The 21,573-nt window shown below is 62.8% G+C and carries 24 protein-coding genes and 2 pseudogenes; 17 read left to right on the forward strand and 9 right to left on the reverse strand.

The features are described 5' to 3' along the window. The 4 genes from IF809_RS19560 to cynS form a co-directional block, all read left to right on the forward strand. Window positions 1–1,246, forward strand: a 1,246-nt coding sequence (locus IF809_RS19560) for a CmpA/NrtA family ABC transporter substrate-binding protein (RefSeq protein WP_462838233.1), incomplete at its 5' end; no start/stop codon positions are given. Window positions 1,247–1,250: 4 nt separating this feature from the next. After that, window positions 1,251–2,090 (forward strand): nitrate ABC transporter permease, encoded by an 840-nt coding sequence (ntrB, locus tag IF809_RS19565; protein ID WP_462838234.1) that lies wholly within the window; start codon window positions 1,251–1,253, stop codon window positions 2,088–2,090. A gap of 6 nt (window positions 2,091–2,096) precedes the next feature. Then, entirely contained in the window at window positions 2,097–3,017 is a 921-nt protein-coding gene (locus tag IF809_RS19570) for an ABC transporter ATP-binding protein (RefSeq protein ID WP_462838235.1), read from the forward strand. Between the two features lie 15 nt (window positions 3,018–3,032). Then, window positions 3,033–3,515, forward strand: coding sequence for a cyanase (gene cynS / locus IF809_RS19575; protein WP_128965502.1), 483 nt, complete (start codon window positions 3,033–3,035; stop codon window positions 3,513–3,515). A gap of 133 nt (window positions 3,516–3,648) precedes the next feature. Here cynS and purB read toward each other — a convergent pair whose 3' ends face one another. Continuing rightward, window positions 3,649–5,079, reverse strand: a complete 1,431-nt coding sequence (purB, locus tag IF809_RS19580) for an adenylosuccinate lyase (protein WP_462838236.1) — start codon at window positions 5,077–5,079, stop codon at window positions 3,649–3,651. 92 nt (window positions 5,080–5,171) lie between these two features. After that, on the reverse strand, window positions 5,172–5,495 hold the full coding sequence (locus tag IF809_RS19585) for a DUF1476 domain-containing protein (protein ID WP_453983121.1): 324 nt from the start codon (window positions 5,493–5,495) through the stop codon (window positions 5,172–5,174). A gap of 342 nt (window positions 5,496–5,837) precedes the next feature. Here IF809_RS19585 and purC point away from each other — a divergent pair, with 342 nt between their 5' ends. The 3 genes from purC to IF809_RS19600 are packed head-to-tail and all read left to right on the forward strand — an operon-like array spanning window position 5,838 to window position 7,127. Next, window positions 5,838–6,605 carry a phosphoribosylaminoimidazolesuccinocarboxamide synthase gene (purC, locus tag IF809_RS19590; protein ID WP_172782948.1) on the forward strand — a complete coding sequence of 256 codons (768 nt, stop codon included), beginning with the start codon at window positions 5,838–5,840 and terminating at the stop codon, window positions 6,603–6,605. A 13-nt stretch (window positions 6,606–6,618) separates the two neighbouring features. Next, on the forward strand, window positions 6,619–6,861 hold the full coding sequence (purS, locus tag IF809_RS19595; protein WP_453983122.1) for a phosphoribosylformylglycinamidine synthase subunit PurS: 243 nt from the start codon (window positions 6,619–6,621) through the stop codon (window positions 6,859–6,861). Window positions 6,862–6,872: 11 nt separating this feature from the next. Continuing rightward, entirely contained in the window at window positions 6,873–7,127 is a 255-nt protein-coding gene (locus IF809_RS19600) for a hypothetical protein (RefSeq protein WP_462838237.1), read from the forward strand. A 14-nt stretch (window positions 7,128–7,141) separates the two neighbouring features. Here IF809_RS19600 and corA read toward each other — a convergent pair whose 3' ends face one another. Beyond that, complete coding sequence (gene corA, locus IF809_RS19605; protein WP_453983124.1) at window positions 7,142–8,158, reverse strand: magnesium/cobalt transporter CorA; 1,017 nt, start codon at window positions 8,156–8,158, stop codon at window positions 7,142–7,144. A gap of 166 nt (window positions 8,159–8,324) precedes the next feature. Here corA and purQ point away from each other — a divergent pair, with 166 nt between their 5' ends. Beyond that, window positions 8,325–9,026, forward strand: coding sequence for a phosphoribosylformylglycinamidine synthase subunit PurQ (gene purQ / locus IF809_RS19610; protein ID WP_453983125.1), 702 nt, complete (start codon window positions 8,325–8,327; stop codon window positions 9,024–9,026). A gap of 48 nt (window positions 9,027–9,074) precedes the next feature. Here purQ and IF809_RS19615 read toward each other — a convergent pair whose 3' ends face one another. Next, a complete protein-coding gene (locus tag IF809_RS19615) occupies window positions 9,075–9,554 on the reverse strand; it encodes a PaaI family thioesterase (protein WP_462838238.1) in 480 nt (159 codons plus the stop codon). A gap of 187 nt (window positions 9,555–9,741) precedes the next feature. Between IF809_RS19615 and purL the strand changes: the two genes are divergently transcribed. After that, window positions 9,742–11,952 carry a phosphoribosylformylglycinamidine synthase subunit PurL gene (purL, locus tag IF809_RS19620; RefSeq protein WP_462838239.1) on the forward strand — a complete coding sequence of 737 codons (2,211 nt, stop codon included), beginning with the start codon at window positions 9,742–9,744 and terminating at the stop codon, window positions 11,950–11,952. Window positions 11,953–12,067: 115 nt separating this feature from the next. Here the strand turns inward: purL and IF809_RS19625 are convergent, their stop codons facing one another. Then, window positions 12,068–13,255 (reverse strand): acyltransferase family protein, encoded by a 1,188-nt coding sequence (locus IF809_RS19625; protein ID WP_462838240.1) that lies wholly within the window; start codon window positions 13,253–13,255, stop codon window positions 12,068–12,070. Between the two features lie 181 nt (window positions 13,256–13,436). Here IF809_RS19625 and IF809_RS19630 point away from each other — a divergent pair, with 181 nt between their 5' ends. Then, on the forward strand, window positions 13,437–13,610 hold the full coding sequence (locus tag IF809_RS19630) for a DUF1328 domain-containing protein (RefSeq protein ID WP_092228199.1): 174 nt from the start codon (window positions 13,437–13,439) through the stop codon (window positions 13,608–13,610). A gap of 8 nt (window positions 13,611–13,618) precedes the next feature. On the opposite strand, the gene IF809_RS19635 is transcribed toward IF809_RS19630, so the two are convergent. Both IF809_RS19635 and IF809_RS19640 read right to left on the reverse strand, forming a co-directional pair. Further along, window positions 13,619–14,734, reverse strand: coding sequence for an alpha/beta fold hydrolase (locus IF809_RS19635; RefSeq protein WP_462838241.1), 1,116 nt, complete (start codon window positions 14,732–14,734; stop codon window positions 13,619–13,621). Window positions 14,735–14,798: 64 nt separating this feature from the next. Then, window positions 14,799–15,158, reverse strand: coding sequence for a DUF427 domain-containing protein (locus IF809_RS19640; RefSeq protein WP_462838242.1), 360 nt, complete (start codon window positions 15,156–15,158; stop codon window positions 14,799–14,801). A gap of 192 nt (window positions 15,159–15,350) precedes the next feature. Between IF809_RS19640 and IF809_RS19645 the strand changes: the two genes are divergently transcribed. Next, the gene (locus IF809_RS19645; protein ID WP_092293730.1) at window positions 15,351–15,587 is read left to right on the forward strand and encodes a BolA family protein; all 237 of its coding nucleotides are present in this window, start codon (window positions 15,351–15,353) and stop codon (window positions 15,585–15,587) included. 40 nt (window positions 15,588–15,627) lie between these two features. After that, on the forward strand, window positions 15,628–16,821 hold the full coding sequence (locus tag IF809_RS19650; RefSeq protein WP_462838243.1) for a low temperature requirement protein A: 1,194 nt from the start codon (window positions 15,628–15,630) through the stop codon (window positions 16,819–16,821). 13 nt (window positions 16,822–16,834) lie between these two features. Here the strand turns inward: IF809_RS19650 and egtD are convergent, their stop codons facing one another. Beyond that, entirely contained in the window at window positions 16,835–17,806 is a 972-nt protein-coding gene (egtD, locus tag IF809_RS19655; RefSeq protein ID WP_462838244.1) for an L-histidine N(alpha)-methyltransferase, read from the reverse strand. A 50-nt stretch (window positions 17,807–17,856) separates the two neighbouring features. After that, the gene (gene egtB, locus IF809_RS19660; RefSeq protein WP_462838245.1) at window positions 17,857–19,155 is read right to left on the reverse strand and encodes an ergothioneine biosynthesis protein EgtB; all 1,299 of its coding nucleotides are present in this window, start codon (window positions 19,153–19,155) and stop codon (window positions 17,857–17,859) included. Window positions 19,156–19,394: 239 nt separating this feature from the next. Here egtB and grxD point away from each other — a divergent pair, with 239 nt between their 5' ends. From grxD to IF809_RS19685, 5 genes and pseudogenes are all read left to right on the forward strand, one after another. Further along, the gene (gene grxD / locus IF809_RS19665) at window positions 19,395–19,721 is read left to right on the forward strand and encodes a Grx4 family monothiol glutaredoxin (protein WP_128965515.1); all 327 of its coding nucleotides are present in this window, start codon (window positions 19,395–19,397) and stop codon (window positions 19,719–19,721) included. Window positions 19,722–19,724: 3 nt separating this feature from the next. Beyond that, window positions 19,725–20,084 (forward strand): annotated as a pseudogene (locus tag IF809_RS19670) (macro domain-containing protein); the annotation flags it as partial. A 265-nt stretch (window positions 20,085–20,349) separates the two neighbouring features. Further along, on the forward strand, window positions 20,350–20,565 hold the full coding sequence (locus IF809_RS19675; protein WP_462838246.1) for an AbrB/MazE/SpoVT family DNA-binding domain-containing protein: 216 nt from the start codon (window positions 20,350–20,352) through the stop codon (window positions 20,563–20,565). Next, window positions 20,552–20,890, forward strand: a complete 339-nt coding sequence (locus IF809_RS19680; protein WP_456738866.1) for a type II toxin-antitoxin system PemK/MazF family toxin — start codon at window positions 20,552–20,554, stop codon at window positions 20,888–20,890. The genes IF809_RS19675 and IF809_RS19680 overlap by 14 nt, the downstream gene beginning before the upstream one ends. Window positions 20,891–21,329: 439 nt before the next feature. Next, a pseudogene (locus IF809_RS19685) lies at window positions 21,330–21,533 on the forward strand (macro domain-containing protein); the annotation flags it as partial. Between the last annotated feature and the right edge of the window lie 40 nt (window positions 21,534–21,573).

A 21,573-nucleotide genomic window follows, 5' to 3' on the forward strand; every position in this document is an offset into this window, starting at 1 on the left:
TGTGTATAAGAGACAGGTTGCCTCCGCGGTGATGCGCGCGATGTTTCCGCAGGACGCCGCGCGGCGCGCGTTTCTGAAATCGGTGGGCGCGTCGACCGCGCTTGCGGCGCTCTCGCAATTCTTCCCGCTCAAGACGGCGACCGACCTGTTCGCCGATACCGGTGCGCCGGAAAAGAAGGATCTCAAGGTCGGCTTCATCCCGATCACCTGCGCGACGCCGATCATCATGGCGGCGCCGCTGGGCTTCTATGCCAAGCACGGCCTCAATGTCGACGTGGTCAAGACCGCCGGTTGGGCCGTGATCCGCGACAAGACCATCAACAAGGAATACGACGCCGCGCACATGCTGGCGCCGATGCCGATCGCGATCTCGCTTGGCCTCGGGGCCAACGCCATTCCGTTCGCAGTGCCCGCGATCGAGAACATCAACGGACAGGGCATCGTGCTGGCGACCAAGCACAAGGATAAGCGCGATCCCAAGGACTGGAAGGGGTTGAAGTTCGCGATCCCCTTCGACTATTCCATGCACAATTACCTCTTACGCTATTATCTCGCGGAAGCCGGTCTCGATCCTGACACCGACGTGCAGCTGCGATCTGTGCCGCCGCCGGAAATGGTGGCGAACCTCCGCGCCGACAACATCGACGGCTTCCTCGCCCCCGACAACATCTGCCAGCGTGCGATCTATGACGGCGCCGGCTTCATGCATCTGCTTTCGAAGGAGATCTGGGACGGTCATCCCTGCTGCAGCTTTGCCGCGAGCCGCGAGTTCATCACCACGGCGCCGAACAGCTTTGCCGCGCTGACTCGCTCCATCGTCGATGCCACCGCCTATGCCTCGAAGGCGGAGAACCGCAAGCAGATCGCGGAAGCGATCGCGCCCGCCAATTACATCAACGCGCCGGTGACGGTGCTCGAGCAGGTACTGACCGGCACCTATGCCGATGGTCTCGGCGGCGTGAAGACCGACGCCAAGCGCGTCGATTTCGATCCGTTCCCCTGGCAGTCTTTTGCGGTCTGGATGCTGACGCAGATGAAGCGCTGGGGCCAGATCAAGGGCGATGTCGATTACAAGGCGGTCGCCGAGCAAGTCTATTTGGCGACCGACACCAAGAAGCTGATGACCGAGATGGGCCTGTCGCCGCCTGCGAGCGCCTACAAATCGTTCGCGGTGATGGGTAAGACCTTCGATCCGGCCAAGCCGGAGGATTACGTCGCGAGCTTCAAGATCAGGAAGGCGTCCTGAGGCAATGAACTCCTCCTTTCGCCTCCGGGCCGGCCTCGTCTCGATCGCGCTGCTCGCTGCCTTTCTCGGCATCTGGCATCTTGCGACGCGCTCGGCAGGGCCCGTGGCCACGATGAGCCCGGAATATGCCAAGCTGATGGGCCTGACCGCGACGCAGGGCAAATCCGCCATGCCCGGCCCGCTCGATGTCGGTGCCAAGCTGTGGGAGCATTTGAGGAAGCCGTTCTACGACAACGGGCCGAACGACAAGGGGCTCGGCATCCAGCTTGCCTATTCGATCGCCCGAGTCGGCACCGGCTATCTGCTGGCGGTGCTGGTCGCGATCCCGCTCGGTTTTCTGATCGGCATGTCGCCGCTGCTCAGCAAAGCGCTCGATCCCTTCATCCAGGTGCTCAAGCCGATCTCGCCGCTGGCCTGGATGCCGCTCGCGCTCTACACCATCAAGGATTCCTCGATCTCCGCGATCTTCGTCATCTTCATCTGCTCGATCTGGCCGATGCTGCTCAACACCGTCTTTGGTGTCGCCAGCGTTCGCAAGGAATGGATCAACGTGGCGCGGACGCTGGAGGTCGGCACCTTCAGGCGCGCCTTCACCGTGATCCTGCCAGCGGCGGCGCCGACGATCTTGACCGGCATGCGGATCTCGATCGGCATCGCCTGGCTCGTGATCGTCGCCGCCGAGATGCTCGTCGGCGGCACCGGTATCGGCTACTTCGTCTGGAACGAGTGGAACAACCTTTCGATCACCAACGTGATCATCGCGATCCTGCTGATCGGCATCGTCGGCATGCTGCTCGACCAGATCCTCGCGCGCTTCACGCGCATGGTCACGTTTCCGGAGTAGGGCGCGATGACCGGCAAGTTCGTGTCGATCGAAGGTATCGCAAAGCGCTATTCCGGCGCGGGCGGTACGACGACAATCTTCGAGAATCTCTGGCTGTCGATGGCGCGCGGCGAGTTCGCCTGTGTGATCGGCCATTCCGGCTGCGGCAAGACCACGGTGCTCAACATCCTCGCCGGCCTCGATGAGCCGAGCGAAGGCGCCGTCATCGTCGATGGCCGGGCGATTTCGGGTACCAGCCTCGACCGTGCCGTGATCTTCCAGAGCCATGCGCTGCTGCCCTGGCGCACCGTGCTCGGCAATGTGAGCTATGCGGTCAGCTCGAAATGGCGGAGCTGGGATCGTGCCAAGGTGAGGGCGCATGCGCAAAGCTTCATCGATCTCGTTGGCCTCACCGGCTCCGAACACAAGCGGCCGTCGGAGCTGTCCGGCGGCATGAAACAACGGGTCGGCATTGCGCGGGCGCTGTCGATCGCGCCGAAGATGATGCTGATGGACGAGCCGTTCTCGGCGCTGGATGCGCTGACGCGCGGCACGCTCCAGGACGAGGTGCGGCGGATCTGTCTCGAGACCGGGCAGACCGCGTTCATGATCACCCACGACGTGGACGAGGCGATTTACCTCGCGGACAAGATTTTCCTGATGACCAACGGCCCCGGCGCCGTGCTAGCCGAGATCGTCGAAAATCCCCTGCCGAGGGATCGCGGCCGCACCGATCTGCACCGCCATCCGCTGTACTATGCGCTGCGCAACCACATCGTCGATTTCCTGGTGACTCGCAGCAAGACCTTTGCCGCCGAGACGCCGCATCACGATCCCCGCAACGTGCCGATCGTTCACATCGGCAAGCCCGGCCTTGCGATCGCATCGAGCGGCGAAGAGCCGCGACCGACCTGGATATCCGGGACCAATCCCGGATTGAGTGCCTGACAAGGAGACGCCAACATGAAACGCGAAGACCTCACCGAGAAGCTGCTCGATATCAAGCGCGAGAAGGGCTGGAGCTGGAAATACATCTGCGAAAAGATCGGCGGTTATTCCGAGGTGCTGATCACAGGCGCGATCCTCGGCCAGATGAAGTTGACCAAGCCGCAGGCGGCGAATGCCGGCGAATTGTTCGGCCTGTCGAAGGCCGAAGTTGCGATGCTGAACGAGACCCCGATGCGCGGCATGCCGATGCCGCCGACCGATCCCCTGATCTATCGCTTCTACGAACTGGTCATGGTCAACGGCCCGGCGTGGAAGGCGTTGATCGAGGAGGAATATGGCGACGGCATCATGTCGGCGATCGACTTCGACATGGTGATGGAACGTCTGCCGAACCCGAAGGGCGATCGCGTCAAGATCACCATGTCGGGCAAATTCCTGCCGTACAAATATTACGGCGCCAGCGGCAATGTGCCGGAGTATGGATTTAAGGAAGGCTGAGACCTTCCGTCATTGCGAGCGAAGCGAAGCAATCCAGAATATTTCCACGGCGGCAGTCTGGATTGCTTTGTCGCCAGCGCAAAAATTGCTTCGCAATCTTGTCGCGGGCTCCTCGCAATGACGGTGAAACCTGTCAGAGGATCGCGCCGGGCGTGTACTTGGCCGCCTCGGGCTTCGCCTTCGCCAGTGCGTCCACCTGCTCGGCAAAGTAGTCGACCTGGGCGCCGGCGTCGCCGGAATTGGCGCGGCCGTGCTCGAGCACTTGGGCGAGCTCGGCTTCGCTGAGGCCGAGACGCTGATCGGCGGCGAGACGCTTCAAGAGATCGTTCTGCACGATCTTGCCGGTGCGCAGATCGCGGATGGCCGCGACCGCGTGCTCCTTGATCGCCTCGTGCGCGCCTTCACGGCCTGCGCCTTTCTTCACGGCTTCCATCATCACCGTGGTGGTCAGCAGGAAGGGCAGATAGCGGTTGAGCTCGGTTGCGACGACGGCGTCGAATATTTCCATCTGGTCGAGCACGGAGAGCAGGGTCTCGAGCAGGCCGTCCATGGCGAGGAAGGCGTCGGGCAGCATGACCCGGCGGACGACCGAGCAGGAGACGTCGCCCTCGTTCCACTGATCGCCGGCAAGGCCCGCCGCCATGGCGAGATAGCCCTTCAGCACGACATGCAGGCCGTTGATGCGCTCGCAGGAGCGGCTGTTCATCTTGTGCGGCATCGCGGACGAGCCGACCTGGCCCTTGGCAAAGCCTTCGCTGGCGAGCTCATGGCCCGCCATGAGGCGCAGCGTCTTGGCGAAATTGCCGGGACCGCTGGCGAGCTCGGTGAGCACGCTGACGGCGCGGAAGTCGAGGCTGCGCGGATAGACCTGGCCGACCGAATCGAAGCTCCTGGGCAGGCCGAGGTGCTTGAGAATCTGCTTTTCGAGCGCGCGCGCCTTGCCGGCATCGCCGTTGAACAGCGTGATCTGGTCGAGCCTGGTGCCGACCGCGCCCTTCAAGCCGCGCGCGGGATAGGTTTCGAGCACATTGACCAAGCTCTGATGCGACACCAGCATCTCCTCGCCGAACATGGCGATGCGCTTGCCGAGCGTCGTTACCTGCGCGGCGACGTTGTGCGTGCGCGCGGTGAACGGCATGTCGCGAAACTGCTTGGCGTGCCTGGCAAAGCGAATCAGGGCGGCGATGCTCTTGGTCTCGATCAGCTGCAGCCCGCGATAGACCTGGAGCTGCTCCACGTTCTCGGTGAGGTCGCGGCTGGTCATGCCCTTGTGCAGGTGCTCATGACCGGCCAAGTCGCAGAACTCCTCGATCCTGGCTTTGACGTCGTGGCGCGTGATGCGCTCGCGCCGCATGATGGAGTCGAGATCGACCTGGTCCTTCACGCGCTCGTAAGCTTCGATTACGCCATCGGGCACCGGGATGCCGAGGTCGCGCTGGCCTTTCAGCACGGCGATCCAGTAGTCGCGTTCGAGGCGAACCTTGCCCTCGCCGCTCCAGATGGCGCGCATGGCAGGCGAGGCATAGCGTTGGGCGAGGACGTTGGAAATGTGATCCTGTGACATGCCGCCCATTTGGCACCGCTGGGGGCCGGCTGCAAGTCCGGGAGGAGGAGCGGCGGCCGGGCTTCCATCGCCGTCCGCCGCCGCTGTTAAGCTTACTTTCCGGTCTTCACCTCGGCGGCTGCGACCGCGATCAACTCGCTCATCTTGGCGCGAATCGCCTGCTCGGTGAGGGTGATATTTTTGGCGGCGAAATCGGCCATGATTTTGCGCAGGACGTCGCCGTCGCCGGCTTCCTCGAAATCGGCCGCGATCACCTCCTTGGCATAGGCCGAGGCGGCTTCGCCCGAGATTCCGAGCTTTTCGGCCGCCCATAGCCCCAGCAGCCGGTTGCGGCGGGCTTCTGCCCTGAATTTCTGCTCCTCGTCGAGGGCGAACTTCTTCTCAAAGCCTTCTTCGCGCTTGTCGAATTCGCTCATGCGTCTTCCAATTCCTTCGGCTGAACGGACCCGGCGGCCCTCGTTGCGAGGGCTCCCGCCCATGCCTACATAGAGGGCACTATCGGCGAAACAACGAGCCGAAAAGCCGCAGGCAAGGCGGTATAAGTCAGCGTCGGATGGGCCGGATCGATTGTGCTGGGACAGCCAATCGGATAGGTTGCCTAAAGGCTTGGTTCCCGTTCTGTTTCCTCAGGTTTTCCGTCAGGTTTTCCTTGGGTTCGGATCGGTTCCAAACCGTTCACGGCAGCTCCGCTGTGGGTCGTAACCTGGTAACCGGAGCACACCAAATACATGGATTTCAACAAAACACGGTACATCCCAATGAGCCGTCGGCGTCGCATTTACGAAGGCAAGGCAAAGGTTCTGTATGAAGGTCCCGAGCCCGGTACCCTGATCCAGCACTTCAAGGACGACGCCACCGCATTCAATGCGAAAAAGCATCAGGTGATCGAGGGCAAGGGTGTCCTCAACAACCGGATCTCGGAGTACCTGTTTCAGCACCTCAACGATATCGGGGTGCCGACCCATTTCATCCGCCGCCTGAACATGCGCGAGCAGTTGATTCGCGAGGTCGAGATCGTGCCGCTCGAGGTGGTGGTGCGGAACGTTGCCGCCGGCTCGCTGTCGCAGCGCCTCGGCATCGAGGAGGGCACCCAGCTGCCCCGTTCGATCATCGAATTCTATTACAAGAACGACCAGCTCAACGACCCCATGGTGTCGGAAGAGCACATCACCGCGTTCGGCTGGGCCACGCCCCAGGAGATCGACGACATCATGGCGCTCGCCATCCGCGTCAACGATTTCCTCACCGGCCTCTTCCTCGGCATCGGCATCCGCCTTGTCGACTTCAAGATGGAGTGCGGCCGGCTGTTCGAGAACGAGATGATGCGTATCATCGTCGCCGACGAGATCTCGCCGGACAGCTGCCGTCTGTGGGACATCAAATCGAACGAGAAGCTCGACAAGGACCGTTTCCGTCGTGACCTCGGCGGCCTGCTTGAGGCTTATACGGAAGTTGCAAAGCGCCTCGGCATCCTCATGGAGAACGAGCGTCCGCAGGGCACGGGTCCCGTGCTGGTGAAGAGCTGAAGAGGAAAATGACGTGAAGGCACGTGTCACCGTTACCTTGAAGACCGGCATCCTCGATCCGCAGGGCAAGGCCATCGAAGGCGCGCTGAAGTCGCTCGGCGTCGACGGCGTCGCCAGCGTGCGCCAGGGCAAGGTGTTCGACATCGAGCTCGCAGGCTCCGACAGGGCCAAGGCCGAAGCCGCGCTGAAGGACGCAGCGGACAGGCTGCTGGCGAATACCGTGATCGAGAATTATGCAATCGAGATGAAAGCATAAAGGCGGGCGGAATGTCCGAAGTGACGCCAGAGCTGACGTTCGAGGTTTTGAAATCGGTCCAGGCGCGGCTCGCGCAGGTCGATGGTAAAATCGATGAAATGAAGCAGGAAATTCTGGCGTTGCGGACGTCCCCGAATGCTGCTCGCCAAGACGTCTCGAGTGTCTTTCAGGAGATCGCAGCAGTTCATGCCACCTTGGTGAGGCATGAAGGCCGGCTCGAGCGCATCGAGCGCAGGCTCGAGCTCAACGAGGCGCCTGTCCGATAAAACCGGACGGGCGCTCACAACCAGCCGGCGCGGCGGAAGCGCCAATAGAGCGCGGCGCACGAGATCGCCATCACGCCGAGCAGGGTGTAGTAGCCGTACTCCCATTGCAGCTCCGGCATGTTCTTGAAGTTCATGCCGTAGATGCCGGCAAAGGCGGTTGGCACGGCCAGGATCGCAAGCCACGAGGCGAGCTTCTTCGACACCGCCGTCTCCTGCGCCTGGCCCACCAAGAGGCTCGCCTCGAAGGCGAAGGCCAACACCTCGCGCATGGAATCGATCCGCTCCTGGACGTTGCGGACGTGATCGGTGACGTCGCGGAACAGCGGCTGCATGGACTTCCGCACCATCGACAGCTCGTCGTGCTCCAACCGGCGGCAGACCTCAACCAGCGGTCCGATCGCGTTGCGCAGCCGCAGGAGGTCGCGGCGCAGCATGTACAATCGCTCGATCTGCGCCTTGCTGATCGGCTTCGAGAGCACGTCGTCCTCGATGCCTTCCACTTCGTCGTGAATGCTCTCGAGCACGGGAGAGTAGTTGTCGACAATGAAGTCGAGGATCGCATAGAGGATGTAGTCCTCGCCGCGGGCGAGCGCCCGCGGGCAACTTTCGCAGCGCTCGCGGACCGCGGTGTAGGAGGTCGAGGCGCCGTGGCGGACGGTGACGAGATAGCCTTCGCCGACGAAGATGTGCGTCTCGCCGAAGGTAATCCGGCCCTCGATCAGCTGCGCCGTGCGCGCCACGATGAACAGGGCCTCGCCGTATTGCTCGATCTTCGGCCGCTGATGGGCGTGGTCGGCGTCCTCGATGGCGAGGTCGTGGAGGTCGAACTGCTTCTGCACTGCGCCGAGCAGCGCGGTATCCGGCTCGTGCAGGCCGATCCACACCACATGGCCGGGCTTGGCCCGCCAGCTCGAGGCTTCGCTGATGGCGATGTTCGCGACGCGCCGGCCGTCGACATAGGCGCCTGCAGCGACGACGCCCTCGGTGGACACCGGTTCGGCAGGAGATATGGGCCGCGACGGGACATTCATGGCTTCCATCCCCGAGCAAGATCGTTGGGCACAGGCCTTGGCTATGGCCTGTGTACAAGGCCATCGGGCAAGGCTAGCACTGGTAAAATCCCCGTCAAATGGCTATGTCTCCTGATGAATTGGCCCGCGGGCCAGCCCGATTCCAGCCATTGTCGGAACCCGAATCATGAAAGCCGCCGTCCTCGTCTTTCCCGGAATCAACCGCGAGCGCGACATGGCGCGGGCGCTGAAGCTGATCTCGGGCCACGAGCCGGCGATGGTCTGGCATGCCGAACCGACGCTGCCCGTCGGCACCGACCTCGTGGTCGTGCCCGGCGGCTTCTCCTACGGCGATTATTTGCGCTGTGGTGCGATTGCGGCGCGGGCGCCCGTGATGGATGCGGTGCGCGACTATGCGGCCAAGGGCGGCCTCGTGCTCGGCGTCTGCAACGGTTTCCAGATCCTCTGCGAGTCCGGCCTCTTGCCGGGCGTCCTGATGCGCAATGCGCGGCTGAAATTCATCTGCAAGGATGTGCATCTGCGCGTCGAGCGCTCCGACTCGCCGTTCACGCGCGGCTACAATGCCGGCCAGGTGATCCGCGTGCCTGTCGCGCATGGCGAAGGCAATTACGAAGCGGATGAAGAGACCATCAAGCGGCTCGAAGGCGAGGGGCGGGTGCTCTATCGCTACTGCTCGGCCGATGGCGTCGTCGACGATGCCAGCAACATCAACGGCGCGGCGCATTCCATCGCCGGCATCGTCAACGACAGGGGCAACGTGCTCGGCATGATGCCGCACCCGGAAAACCACGTCGAAGACATCATGGGTTGCACCGACGGCCGCGGCCTGTTCGCGGGCCTTACCGCACATCTGGAAAAGGCCGCGTAAGCTTCATTGAGCCTTGGCGCGGGTGGTCACTCGTGCCGGGCCGCCGAATTATGCGTTCGGCGGCGGGAGCGACTTCCGCTTCATCCGCTTGATCGTGCCGGAAAACGTCAGCAACAGCCGCTCTCCGGTCATCATCTCCCCGCGCAGGAAGATCAGCGAACCGCCGGCGCGGCTCACTTTGCCGGTGCATTCGATCAGCTCGCCCTCGCGGGCCGCATCGAGGAATTCGCAGGCAAAATTGGTCGTCACCGCCCGGCTGTCCAGGACATGGGTGGCGATCGCAAACAGCGAATAGTCGGCGAACGCCATGTAGCAGCCGCCGTGGACGTTGCCGGAGCCGTTGAGGTGCTTCTTCTCGACCCGGAAGGCGCAGCGGACGTTGCCGTCCGCCTCGATCCGGTGCCAGAAGGGGCCGACATGGGCTTCAAAGCTGTCGCGGATCCAGGTCCGCCAGCCCAGGAATTCACCCTCGGTGGCGATGTGGAGATCGGGACGGCGGGGCGGGGGCGTTTTGGTCAATTCGTGCAAGGAAATAGGCCTTCAATTGCGGGTCTTGAGCCCTTAAATCCGATCTGTGCACGCCATGCAATTGCTGTTCCCTCGGGCCGCACGCCCGCAAAACGTGGGACAGCGGGAAAATGCGCCATAAAGGGCTTTCCGGAAGCCCTCGTTGTTCCTAAGAACGGCCAAACCGCCGCCGAAAGCCCCTGAAGCCATGAAGAACGAACCCAAGATCACCCCCGAGTTGGTTGCCGCCCACGGGCTCAAGCCCGACGAATATGAGCGCATCCTGAAGCTGATCGGGCGGGAGCCGACCTTCACCGAGCTCGGCATCTTCTCGGCGATGTGGAACGAGCACTGCTCGTACAAGTCCTCGCGCATCCATCTGCGCGGCCTGCCGACCAAGGCGCCCTGGGTGATCCAGGGCCCGGGCGAGAACGCCGGCGTGATCGACATCGGCGACGGCCAGGCGGTGGTCTTCAAGATGGAGAGCCATAACCATCCGAGTTACATCGAGCCGTATCAGGGCGCGACCACCGGCGTCGGCGGTATCTTGCGCGACGTCTTCACCATGGGCGCACGCCCGATCGCCTGCCTCAACGCGCTGAGCTTCGGCGCCCCCGAGCATGCCAGGACCCGGCATCTCGTCTCCGGCGTCGTCGCCGGTGTCGGCGGCTACGGCAATTCCTTCGGCGTGCCGACGGTCGGCGGCCAGGTGCGCTTCCACACCCGCTACGACGGCAACATCCTCGTCAACGCGATGGCGGTGGGCCTCGCCGACGCCGACAAGATCTTCTATGCGGCCGCTTCCGGCGTGAACATGCCGATCGTCTATCTCGGCTCCAAGACGGGTCGCGACGGCATCCACGGCGCCTCGATGGCCTCGGCCGAGTTCGACGACAAGTCCGAGGAGAAGCGTCCGACCGTGCAGGTCGGCGATCCCTTCGCCGAGAAGCTGCTGCTGGAAGCCTGCCTCGAGATCATGGAGAAGGGCTGCGTCATCGCGATCCAGGACATGGGCGCGGCTGGCCTGACCTGCTCGGCGGTCGAGATGGGCGCCAAGGGCGACCTCGGCGTCGATCTCGATCTCGATGCGGTGCCGACCCGCGAGATCGGCATGAGCGCCTACGAGATGATGCTCTCGGAAAGCCAGGAGCGCATGCTCATGGTGCTCAAGCCCGAGAAGGAAAAGGAAGCCGAGGCGATCTTCAAGAAGTGGGGCCTCGACTTCGCGGTGGTCGGCTACACCACGCCGAGCAAGCGCTTCGTGGTCAAGCACGGCGGCGACATCATGGCCGACCTGCCGATCAAGGAGCTCGGCGACGAGGCGCCGGTGTACGACCGTCCGCACGTCCCGTCCGTCGCACTGCCGATCGTGCATGCGCGCGAGGTACCGGCGCCGATGGCGCTCGGCGCCGCGCTCGAGAAGCTGATAGGCACGCCCGACATGTGCAGCAAGCGCTGGGTCTGGGAGCAGTACGACCACGTCATTCTCGGCAATACCATGCAGCGCCCCGGTGGCGATGCCGCCGTCGTGCGCGTGCAGGACGGACCGAAGGGCCTGGCGCTGACCGTCGACGTTACGCCGCGCTATTGCGAGGCCGATCCTTATCAAGGTGGTATGCAGGCCGTGGCGGAAGCCTGGCGCAACATCACCGCGGTCGGCGGCAAGCCGCTCGCGATCACTGACAATCTCAATTTCGGCAACCCTGAAAGGCCCGAGATCATGGGCCAGTTCGTCGGCTGCCTGAAGGGCATCTCGGAAGCCTGCCGAACGCTCGACTTCCCGGTCGTGTCGGGCAACGTCTCGCTCTACAACGAGACCAACGGCCGCGCGATCCTGCCGACGCCCTCGATCGGCGGCGTCGGCCTGCTGGACGATTTCACCAAATCGGCGTCGCTAGCGTTCAAGGCCGAAGGCGAGGCGATCCTGCTGGTCGGCGAGACCCATGGCTGGCTCGGCCAGTCGGTTTACCTGCGCGACATCTGCGGTCGCGAGGAGGGCGCGCCGCCGCCGGTCGATCTCGCCGCCGAGAAGCGCAACGGCGATTGCGTGCGCGGCATGATCCATGCGGGCACCGCGACCGCGGTGCATGATCTCTCCGACGGCGGCCTTTTGATCGCGCTCGCCGAGATGGCGATGGCGAGCGGCATCGGCGCCAAGCTGCTGGCGGCGCCGACGGCGCTGGTGTCACAGGCCTATTGGTTCGGCGAGGATCAGGCGCGCTACCTCGTCACTGTGCCGGAAACCGAAGCCGGCCGCGTGCTCGCCAAGATGCGCGGCTGCGAGGTGCCCTGCGTGCGGATCGGCACCACGGGCGGCGATGCGATTGCGATCGCGGGCGAAGCGCCGGTGACGATCGACAACTTGCGGACCTCGCACGAGCGCTGGCTGCCGGATTACATGGGCGGGAAGGCAGCGTAAGCTGCGGCTACAAATTCCGTCATTGCGAGCGCAGCGAAGCAATCCAGACTGGTCCCGCCGAGGGAGTCCGGATTGCTTCGCTGCGCTTGCAATGACGATTGGAGAGATCTTGGCCTCACAACACGTGCGAGGCGCCCGGAATTTTCCGTAGGCCCGCCGTCACGCCCCAGCTCAACATCACGGTCAGCACGAAGCCGATTGCGGCCTTCACGATCGCCGGCAGTTCATAGTCGAACAGCGCATGCTGGATCCACAGCGCGATCGGGTAGTGCACCAGAAACATGCCATAGGCATCGGCCTGCATGCGGTCGAGCAGGGTCGGTCCCGGCGTCTTCGAATGCAGGAAGAAGGCGAGGATCGCCAGCAGGATCGAAGCCGAGAACAGCGCGAAGAACGTGCCGTAGAAGACATGGTACCAGTGCGGCAGCACGTCCGGATTATCGAGGATTTCGCGCTTGATGTAGATCATGCACCACATCAGGCAGTACGGGATCAGCGTCACGATTACCCAGAGCCAGCGGCTGTTCGGCAGCTGCCCATCGGCACTGAGGATGCCGCGATCGAAATTCGCAGCCCCCACGCTGACGCCAATGAAGAAATAGGCGAAGTAGAGTAGGATGCGGCTCGCCTGCACCGAGAACGGACCGAACTCGAACCACCTGTTGGCGCCGAAATAGACCAGTGCGGGCACATAGGCGATGATGGTGACGACCGCGAGCATCAGCCAGAAGGCGGCCGGCTGCTTGAATCCCCGGATCGAGATGCGGTTGCCTGGATCGACCAGATGCGTCGAGACCCGGTAGAGCAGGCTCGCGGTGAGGTCGAACGCCAATAGAACCCAGACGAACCAGATCGGGCCGCTCGGCCACGGTCCTGATGTGACGGTCTTCCACCAGAACGCCGCGAAGGTCAGCTCGGGATCTTCGCGCAACGCGATCGCGTAATAGGCGAGCGGAATCACGGTGAACGCCGCCACCGCGAACGGCAGGCCGAGCCGCAGCAGGCGGTCGCGTAGGAAGACCTGCGGCGCCTTGCGCGCGATGCCGGGCCAGGTGAACAGGCCCGACAGGAAGAAGAACATCGCCATGAAGAAGCTGTCGGTGGCGAGCACGATGATGTCGAAGCCGATCCAGGACGCCGGATCGGTGTGACCGAAATGGGTGTAGGGAATGACGGCGTGATGCAGCAGCACCACCAGCGTCAGGAAGGTGCGGGCGCGGTCGAGCGACAGATTGCGTACCTTGGCCTTCGGTTCGGCATGCGTCTCTGCGGCGATCGTCGCAGAGTGTGACATCGTAATCATGGTCGCCCCGGTCGCGTGTCTATCCGGCCGGACTGTGCCGCCGGGAACCCGATTCAGCAAGGGCAGTTTGCGTTGCGAAAACTATCCGTCAGCCTGAAGGAACCAGTTCCCCATAACGCCGTTAGCGTCCCCGAAAAGGTGAGGGGCCGCCGGTTGCGGCCGCCGATATGCGGAGCTGGCGATGACGATCTTGAAATGGGCGCTGATCTTCCTGCTGATCTCGATCGTGGCCGGCGTGCTCGGCTTCACCGGCATCTCGGCCGCCTCCGCCGATGTCGCCCGGTTCCTGTTCTATGTGTTCGTCGTGATCTTCCTGGTGCTGCTGATCCTGGGGCTCACGATCTTCAGGGCGTAGCGAGGCCGTCACGTCGGCCCTCGATCGCGCGCGAACGGCATGACGTGGGCCATCAGCTCCGCCAGGAATTCATCGGGACGATCGAACGGAATGAAGTGTCCCCCGCCGTGCACCCGGACGAATTCCTTGTGGGGCGCCGTGATCTGGTTGAAGAGCTGTTCGGCTGGCTCGCTCGGCGTGTTGTAGTCCGCATCGCCCTCGATGAAGATCATCGGAATCGGAAACGAGAGTCCGAGCGAGGCGACGTCGCGCTTGAACATGGGGCCCTCGCGTCCGCGCAGATATCGTGCGGAGAAGGCCATGCCTTTGCGCCAGTTATACCAGTCCCGCAGCGAGAAATCCGGCATGAATAGGGGTGGGACGGGGCCCGCCAGCCGGAAGCTCTCGATGGATGGCAGGGCCAGCGCTTTGCTCCATTTGTCCGCAACCAGACGATTTTGCGGATTCATCAGAGGCCGTGCGGCAATCGGCGCCAATTCTGCCAGAGCCTCGCTGTTGCCGGCGGACTGCGCCAAGTCTTGCAGATGCGTGATCGCGAGCTCGAACGACTTCTCGAATGTCGCCCTGCCGACCACCTGTCCCGTGCCGACATAGGCATAAAACAGATCCGGCCGTTGCTTGGCGATGTGAATGCCCAGGAACGAGCCCCAGGAATGCCCGACCAGGACGATCTTGTCCTTGTGTAGATGCGCTCGCAAATATTCGGCCAGCTCGACGCCATCCTGCGTCATTCGCTCCAGCGTCATTGATGGCGCGAGTGCCTCACCAGCGGCGCCATAGGTGCGGCCGGCGCCGCGCTGGTCCCATTGCACGACGGTGAAATGCTTTTCCCAGGGCAGCCAGCCTGATGAGATCGGCCAGCTCAAGCCTCCGGGGCCGCCGTGGACGAACAGGAGAACCGGGTTATCCCGATCCTCGCCGCGGATTTGAATCCATTGCTTGACGCCGCCGATGTCGACATATGCGCCCTCCTGCACGCCGTTGGGAGAGCGGATCGCGAGGGTTTCGGCGGCAAGAATTTGGCGGTAGGCGCGAAAACCAAATCCGGCAGCGGCGATCATAACGACCACGCCGGCCAGCCCGAGCAACGAGACCCCGATCAGTCTTGCGGCCTTGCGCGGCATCTTGTGCCTTGTATCGACTGGGAAGGCAGCCCGATGGCCGCCCTGGCCTTGCGGCGCCGTCAGTCTATCCCACTTCCTCGATCTTCACCTTGTCCGGATAGAAGGCGAGGTGGCCTGCTATTTCCGTCATCGCGGGGAACGGCGTCTCATAGGTCCAGATCGCGTTGTCGAGCGTCTTGCCGTCTGCCTTGATGCTGTAATAGCTGGCGTCCCCCTTGTAGGGACAGTGGGTGGTGCGCTCGGTGCGCTCCAGCAGCGCCATGTTGGCATCCTCCCGCGGCAGATATTGCACCGCCGGATATTTGGCCTCTTTCAGCGTCAGCGCCCTGCTGCTCTCGGCAACGACGATATCGCCCGCCATGATGCGGACGCGGCGGGGGTTCGGGGTGATGGTGATGGGGTGGTCCGGCCCTGGAAGCTTCATGATTTCACGCCTTTTCGATCGATCTGCCGCGCGCGGCACTTTGTCGTGCCTTTATCCCGATGGGATCAGGGATATAGTGCCTGGAGGCGTGACGTAGAAGGCCGTTCACGCTAAGTTTGGCCCCGCCGGAGAGGGGACCCCGGCAGCGATTCGATGCCTAAGCCGTAAGCCGACAGAAGGAGCAAGACCCGAATGCCCATGGACGCCCACGATATCGAGGCGATGATCAAGGCAGCGATCCCCGATGCCGAGGTGACCATCCGTGACCTCGCCGGCGACGGCGACCACTATGCCGCGACCGTGATCTCGGAATCCTTCCGCGGCAAATCCCGCGTCCAGCAGCACCAGATCGTCTACCGGTCCCTGCAAGGCCAGATGGGTGGCGTGCTGCATGCGCTGGCGCTGCAAACCGGAGTACCGGGCAGCTGACCTGATCGGCGCCTGATCTGATCGTGCGACGGGGACGATGATGGCTGCGGAGAATAAGCGCGGCGCGATGTTTCGCGTGATCGTGCCCAACCAGCCAAGCCGCGTCACCAATGCCGAGCTGTTCTTCGACCTCGTCTTCGTCTTCGCCGTCACCCAGATCTCGCATACGCTGCTGCACCATTTCACGCCGCTCGGAGCGGTGCATGTCACCGTGCTGTTTCTCGCGGTGTGGTGGGTGTGGGTCTACACCGCCTGGGTCACCAATTGGCTGAATCCCGATCTGACGCCGGTCCGCCTCCTGCTGTTTTCGATGATGCTGGGCGGCCTCGTGCTGTCGACGACGATCCCGACCGCCTTCGAAGGGCGGGGCCTGTGGTTCGCGGTCGCCTATGCGGCCATGCAGGTCGGCCGGACCGCGTTCTGGATGTTCGCGACGCCGCGCCATCGCATCGCCGTCCGGCATAACGCAATCCGCATCCTCGTCTGGCTCTCGATCTCGGCGGTGTTGTGGATCGCTGGCGGCTTTTCGGACGGCGAGACGCGGTTATGGCTGTGGATCGCCGCTGTCACCTGGGAATACATCTCGCCCGCGGTGCGCTTCTGGGTACCGAGGCTGGGCTTCTCGTCGGTGGAGGCCTGGGCCGTCGAGGGCAGCCACATGGCCGAGCGCTGCTCACTCTTCGTGATCATCGCGCTCGGCGAAGCCGTGGTCGTCAACGGCGCGACCTTTGCCGAGCTGGACTGGACCGCAGACAACATGCTCGCCTTCGTCGCAGCATTGGTCGGCAGCATTGCGATGTGGTGGGTCTATTTCCACAAGGGCGCGGAGGCCGGCTCCGAACGGATCTCGAAATCAGCCGAATCCGGCCGGTTGGCGCGGCTCGCCTACACCTATCTGCACATGCCGATCGTCGCCGGCATCATTCTGACCGCCGTCTCCGACGAATTGGTGCTCAAGCACCCCTCAGGACACTCGGACGTCCGCACCATCGTGAGCACGATCGGCGGTCCGCTGGTGTTCCTGGTCGGCACCATCCTGTTCAAGCACGCGATCCGCGGCTTCCTCCAGCTCTCCCACGGCATCGGCATCATCCTGCTGCTCGCGCTGTGGTGGTTCGCCGCTGATCTGTCGCCGCTCTGGCTGACGGTCGCGACGAGCGTGATCATGATTGTCGTCGCGGTGTGGGAGTCGCTGTCACTGGGAGCGAAGCCGGAAGAGGGCGGGGCGCGTTGATGCGCCGATAGCCTTACTCCGCCGCCTCCAGCGCGTGCACCGAGAACATCTTCGCCGCGTCCGTCCAGCTCTCGCGCACGCGCCAGCCGGCGCCTTGCGCCAGCGCCGCGAACCGCTCGATGCTGTACTTGTAGCTGTTCTCGGTGTGGATGCTCTCGCCCGGCTTGAACGAGAAGCTGGTGCCGAGCAGGCGTACGGTCTGGCTCTTGCGGCTGATCAGGTGCATCTCGATGCGGTGCCGCGCGTGATTGTAGATCGCGCGGTGGGTGAAGGCGGAGAGGTCGAAATTGCCGCCGAGCTCACGGTTGATCCGCACCAGGACATTGAGGTTGAAGCGCGCGGTGACGCCGGCCGCGTCATTATAGGCGGCGTGAAGCAGGCGCTCTTCCTTCTCGAGGTCGGCGCCGACGATCATCTGCGCGGCCCGGCCGAGGATCTGGCGGGCGCTCTTGAGGAACGCCTGCGCTTCATGGGGCTCGAAATTGCCGATGGTCGAGCCGGGGAAGAAGCCGACCTTGGGCATTGATGCGACCGCCTTCGGCAGCTCGAACGCAGTGGTGAAGTCCGCGGCGACCGGGTAGATGCCGAGAGCAGGGAAGTCGTGCTTCAGGCCATTCGCCTGCGCCTGAAGGAAGTCGCCGGAGATATCGACGGGGACATAGGCCGCGAACTTCGACTGGTTCAGCAGTAGACGGACCTTCGTGGTCGCGCCGGCGCCGAACTCCACCAGCGCGGCATTTTCCGGAATGATCTTCGCGATCTCGCGGCCGCGCTCCTTCAGGATCGATAGCTCCGTGCGCGTCGGATAATATTCGGGCAGGCGCGTGATCGCCTCGAACAGCTCCGACCCTGTCGCGTCGTAGAAATATTTCGGCGACAGTTTCTTCGGCTGCTGCGAGAGGTCCTCGATGGCCTCGCGGGCGAAGGCAGTGGTCTGCTCGTCGGGAAGATGGGCTTCGGCCAAAGCGCTGGCGTGCACATTCATGATACTCTCCTGAACGCGCTGTCCGGCGCGCATTGATCGTCGGATGAGAACTAGAAATAGTCAGCGAGCCGCAACCCCGTGAATTGCCAACGGTGATGCGGATAGAAGAAGTTGCGGTACGTGACGCGGCTGTGACCTTCGGGCGTCGCCAGCGAAGAGCCGCGCAGCACCAGCTGGTTGACCATGAACTTGCCGTTGTATTCGCCGAGCGCGCCTTCAATGGCGCGATAGCCGGGGTAGGGAGAATACGAAGATCGGGTCCACTGCCAGACGATGCCGAAGGCATCGTTGAGCTGCCCCGCCCGGGCTGCGACCTCCCATTCCGTCTCGGTCGGCAGGTGCTTTCCGGCCCAGCGCGCGAACGCATCGGCCTCGTAATAACTGATGTGGCAGACGGGCGCGTCCGGATCGACCGGCTTCAGGCCGGCGAGGGTCATCACCTGCCATCCGCCATCGACCTCGCGCCAATGGCCCGGGGCCTGCCAGTCTTCCTTGCTGGCCGTGGCAAAGCCGTCCATCAGCCACAGCGTTGCCTTCGCGTAACCGCCATCGCGCATGAAGGCGAGCCATTCGCCGTTCGTGACGAGATTGCGGGCGACCTTCACCGGGCCGACGAGAGCGCGATGCGCGGGCTTCTCGTTGTCGAAATGGAAGCTGTCGTCGACATGGCCGACGGTGTGGATGCCTTCGTTGAGCGTCAGCCAGTCCTCGCCGCCGCGCGTCGCGGCCGGAAAGCGCCAGTCGTTGTCGTAAGCCGGATAGACCGGGTTCTGTGCGAAGGCGTGCAGGATGTCGGTGAACATCAATTCCTGATGCTGCTGCTCGTGATTCAGCCCGACCTCGACCAGAGGCGAGACCGCACGAAGCTTGTCCTCGCCGGCCTCGCGGAAGAACCCGACGACGGCCGCATCGACATGCCTGCGATAGGCGCCGACCTCGCTCGCGCTGGGTCGGGTGATGTCGCCGCGATGATTGCGGGCATGGCGCGGGCCGGCACTGACGTAATAGGAATTGAACAGGAAGGCGAAGTCGGGATGGAACGGCCGATAGCCAGGCGCGTGCTCGCCGAGCAGAAACTGCTCCCAGAACCACGTGGTATGCGCCCGGTGCCATTTGATCGGGCTGGCATCCGGCATGGACTGGATCTGCTGATCTTCCGGTGAAAGCGTTGCAGCCCGGCGCTCGGTCTCGTTGCGCACGGCGAGAAAGGCGGTTTCGAGCCCCTGAGCGAGGCTGCCTGGGACGGCCGATGGTGACGAAAGCGGCGGGGTGGCCGTAGCGGAGGCTTGTTTCGTCACGTTTTTCTCCAGACAGGACAAGAGAACGTTGTTGGCGAGACCCGGTTCCAAAACCAGGGTTCGTCCTAGATAGGGGCTCCGTTACGGTATGAAAGTCCTCTCCAGCGATGATATTGATGTCATCAGCCTATGCACCCGGGTGGGGGCAAACCGTCCGCCGCGGGCCTCTCGCCGCCATTTTACTTTGGATGCACAACGGTTTGGGCTACATATATAGGCAGGCATCGGGTTAGATCGGCTGAGCCGGCCCGAGGATTTGGTTGAGGGCTCTGCCCCAGAAGGACACGGATATGAGCATTGCGGAATTCATCGACAACGAAGTGAAGGCGAACGACGTGGTTCTGTTCATGAAGGGGACGCCGCAATTTCCGCAGTGCGGTTTCTCCGGCCAGGTCGTCCAGATCCTCGACCATATCGGCGTCGGCTATAAGGGCCTCAACGTCCTTGAATCCGCCGAGCTCCGCAACGGCATCAAGGAATACTCGAACTGGCCGACGATTCCGCAGCTCTACGTGAAGGGCGAGTTCGTCGGCGGTTGCGACATCGTCCGCGAGATGTTCCAGGCCGGCGAATTGCAGCAGCTCTTCTCCGAGAAGGGCGTCGTCGTCGCGGCCTGATCCGTGACGGTGCTGACGCGCCGGATCGGCGGCGTCCAGCTCGAGATCATCGTTGCCGACATCACCACGCTGAGCGTTGACGCCATCGTCAACGCCGCCAATACGTCGCTCCTTGGCGGGGGCGGCGTCGATGGCGCGATCCATCGGGCGGCCGCGCCCGAGCTGGTCGCCGAGTGCCGCATGCTGCACGGCTGCAAGACCGGCGACGCAAAGATCACCAGGGGATATCGGCTCAAGGCCGCACATGTGATCCACACCGTCGGGCCGGTCTGGAATGGCGGCACGCTCGGCGAGGACGATCTGCTCGCCTCCTGCTATCGCCGCGCGATGGAGCTGTGCGGCAAGCACAACCTGAGCTCGGTGTGGCGCCGATCAAAGTAGGTCCCCTATACCCCTTGCAAGCTGTTGAAAACCTGATCTCGACGTCGGCGACGGGCCGCGAAAAAGTGCCGACTTCCGATCAAAGTACGTCTCCCGGCCACTTCTTTAGAAAGGGATCGCGGGCGGCGCCGGCCTCGTGCGCCGTTAGAGATATTGCTTAAGCAAGAGCCCCGCCAGCCCCGCGTCCTTCCCTTGAAAATGAAAGGAAATTCCTTACAGTAAGGAAAGTCCTTGACTAGAGGTGCGCATGATTACGAGTAAACTGACTACCAAAGCTCAAACCACGATCCCCCAGGCAGTCCGAACCGCTTTGCATCTGAAGGAAGGTGATGAGATCGCTTATACGATCACTGGTGATAAGGTCGTGCTGACAAAGGCTGAACCTGCTCTGGTCGATGATCCCTTCCTCACCTTCAGCGAATGGGATAGCGAGGCAGATCGGAAAGCCTATGGCAGTCTTTAAGCAGGGTGACGTCGTTAGGGTTCCTTTCCCGTACACTGATCGATCAACTCGTCAGCATCGCCCGGCACTCGTTGTATCCGCAGGAGGCATCGGGGAAAATGGAAACCTGCTTTGGGTGGTGATGATCACGAGTGCTGAAAACAGAACATGGCCCGGGGATCTTGCAATCAGCCGCTACGAAGAGGCCGGTCTGCCTGCTCCCTCCATCATTCGACCTTGTAAGATCGCGACGATAGAGGCGCGCCACGCGGAGCGGCTCGGTCGCATCAAGCCTCGTTTGATGATCGAAGTTTTATCAGAGATGCGCAGCATTCTGGGTAGCTGATCAGAAGATGCCTGTGATATCGATACTTTTGGTCGTGATGGTCGCGTTCGCGTTGGCCGGATTTAAGTTGTTCAACAGCCTCCGAACGATGCAGATACCATTGGGCTTCGGGGGTGTACTGCTGAGAGATGAGAGCCCGTTGCTTTTCTGGCTTGCGATCGCCTTGCAGTGTTTAGGGTTAGGCACGCTGTTCTCGATCATATACGTGGTGTGTTTTGTCGCTCCTAACCAGCCCATGATGTGAACGCAGTTCTGCTGACCCCCTAGCAGAAGATCCTATCGCCACATCCAGGACGACGGCTCACTGAGGTAATACGGACAAAGCTCCGGAGAAATGAAAACCCCGCCGTCGCCGGCGGGGTTTTGTTTGTCTCTGGAACATGGGACCTACTTTGCCCGGATTAGGGACCAACTTATAGGGGATCAACTATGCCAGTCGCTGCACTCGGTGGCATTTCCGGCGATTTCGACCGGTATCTATCGTTTCCCGGCCGACCGGGCAGCCGAGATTGCGGTGCGCACGACGATCGAAGGGCTCAGCGCCGCGCCATCCGTGGGTCGGGTCATTTTCTGCTGTTTCTCCGAGCCAAGCGCCCAACTCCATGCCGAGGCGCTCGGACGGCACGGCAGCCCTTGTGCCTGACAACCCCTTCAGTACACTCCGCCGGCCATGTTCCGGGGAG

Source organism: Bradyrhizobium sp. UFLA06-24, assembly GCF_054967145.1.

Excerpts from the sequence above, each read along its gene's own strand:
- grxD (WP_128965515.1), top strand. The coding sequence starts at position 19,395 with ATGAGCATTGCGGAATTCATCGACAACGAAGTGAAGGCGAACGACGTG.
- IF809_RS19645 (WP_092293730.1), top strand. The coding sequence starts at position 15,351 with ATGCCCATGGACGCCCACGATATCGAGGCGATGATCAAGGCAGCGATC.
- IF809_RS19650 (WP_462838243.1), top strand. The coding sequence starts at position 15,628 with ATGGCTGCGGAGAATAAGCGCGGCGCGATGTTTCGCGTGATCGTGCCC.
- purL (WP_462838239.1), top strand. The coding sequence starts at position 9,742 with ATGAAGAACGAACCCAAGATCACCCCCGAGTTGGTTGCCGCCCACGGG.
- egtD (WP_462838244.1), bottom strand. The coding sequence starts at position 17,806 with ATGAATGTGCACGCCAGCGCTTTGGCCGAAGCCCATCTTCCCGACGAG.
- IF809_RS19630 (WP_092228199.1), top strand. The coding sequence starts at position 13,437 with ATGACGATCTTGAAATGGGCGCTGATCTTCCTGCTGATCTCGATCGTG.
- corA (WP_453983124.1), bottom strand. The coding sequence starts at position 8,158 with ATGAATGTCCCGTCGCGGCCCATATCTCCTGCCGAACCGGTGTCCACC.
- IF809_RS19680 (WP_456738866.1), top strand. The coding sequence starts at position 20,552 with ATGGCAGTCTTTAAGCAGGGTGACGTCGTTAGGGTTCCTTTCCCGTAC.
- IF809_RS19600 (WP_462838237.1), top strand. The coding sequence starts at position 6,873 with ATGTCCGAAGTGACGCCAGAGCTGACGTTCGAGGTTTTGAAATCGGTC.
- purB (WP_462838236.1), bottom strand. The coding sequence starts at position 5,079 with ATGTCACAGGATCACATTTCCAACGTCCTCGCCCAACGCTATGCCTCG.
- IF809_RS19625 (WP_462838240.1), bottom strand. The coding sequence starts at position 13,255 with ATGATTACGATGTCACACTCTGCGACGATCGCCGCAGAGACGCATGCC.
- ntrB (WP_462838234.1), top strand. The coding sequence starts at position 1,251 with ATGAACTCCTCCTTTCGCCTCCGGGCCGGCCTCGTCTCGATCGCGCTG.
- IF809_RS19570 (WP_462838235.1), top strand. The coding sequence starts at position 2,097 with ATGACCGGCAAGTTCGTGTCGATCGAAGGTATCGCAAAGCGCTATTCC.
- cynS (WP_128965502.1), top strand. The coding sequence starts at position 3,033 with ATGAAACGCGAAGACCTCACCGAGAAGCTGCTCGATATCAAGCGCGAG.
- IF809_RS19635 (WP_462838241.1), bottom strand. The coding sequence starts at position 14,734 with ATGCCGCGCAAGGCCGCAAGACTGATCGGGGTCTCGTTGCTCGGGCTG.
- purC (WP_172782948.1), top strand. The coding sequence starts at position 5,838 with ATGAGCCGTCGGCGTCGCATTTACGAAGGCAAGGCAAAGGTTCTGTAT.
- purQ (WP_453983125.1), top strand. The coding sequence starts at position 8,325 with ATGAAAGCCGCCGTCCTCGTCTTTCCCGGAATCAACCGCGAGCGCGAC.
- IF809_RS19640 (WP_462838242.1), bottom strand. The coding sequence starts at position 15,158 with ATGAAGCTTCCAGGGCCGGACCACCCCATCACCATCACCCCGAACCCC.
- IF809_RS19585 (WP_453983121.1), bottom strand. The coding sequence starts at position 5,495 with ATGAGCGAATTCGACAAGCGCGAAGAAGGCTTTGAGAAGAAGTTCGCC.
- IF809_RS19675 (WP_462838246.1), top strand. The coding sequence starts at position 20,350 with ATGATTACGAGTAAACTGACTACCAAAGCTCAAACCACGATCCCCCAG.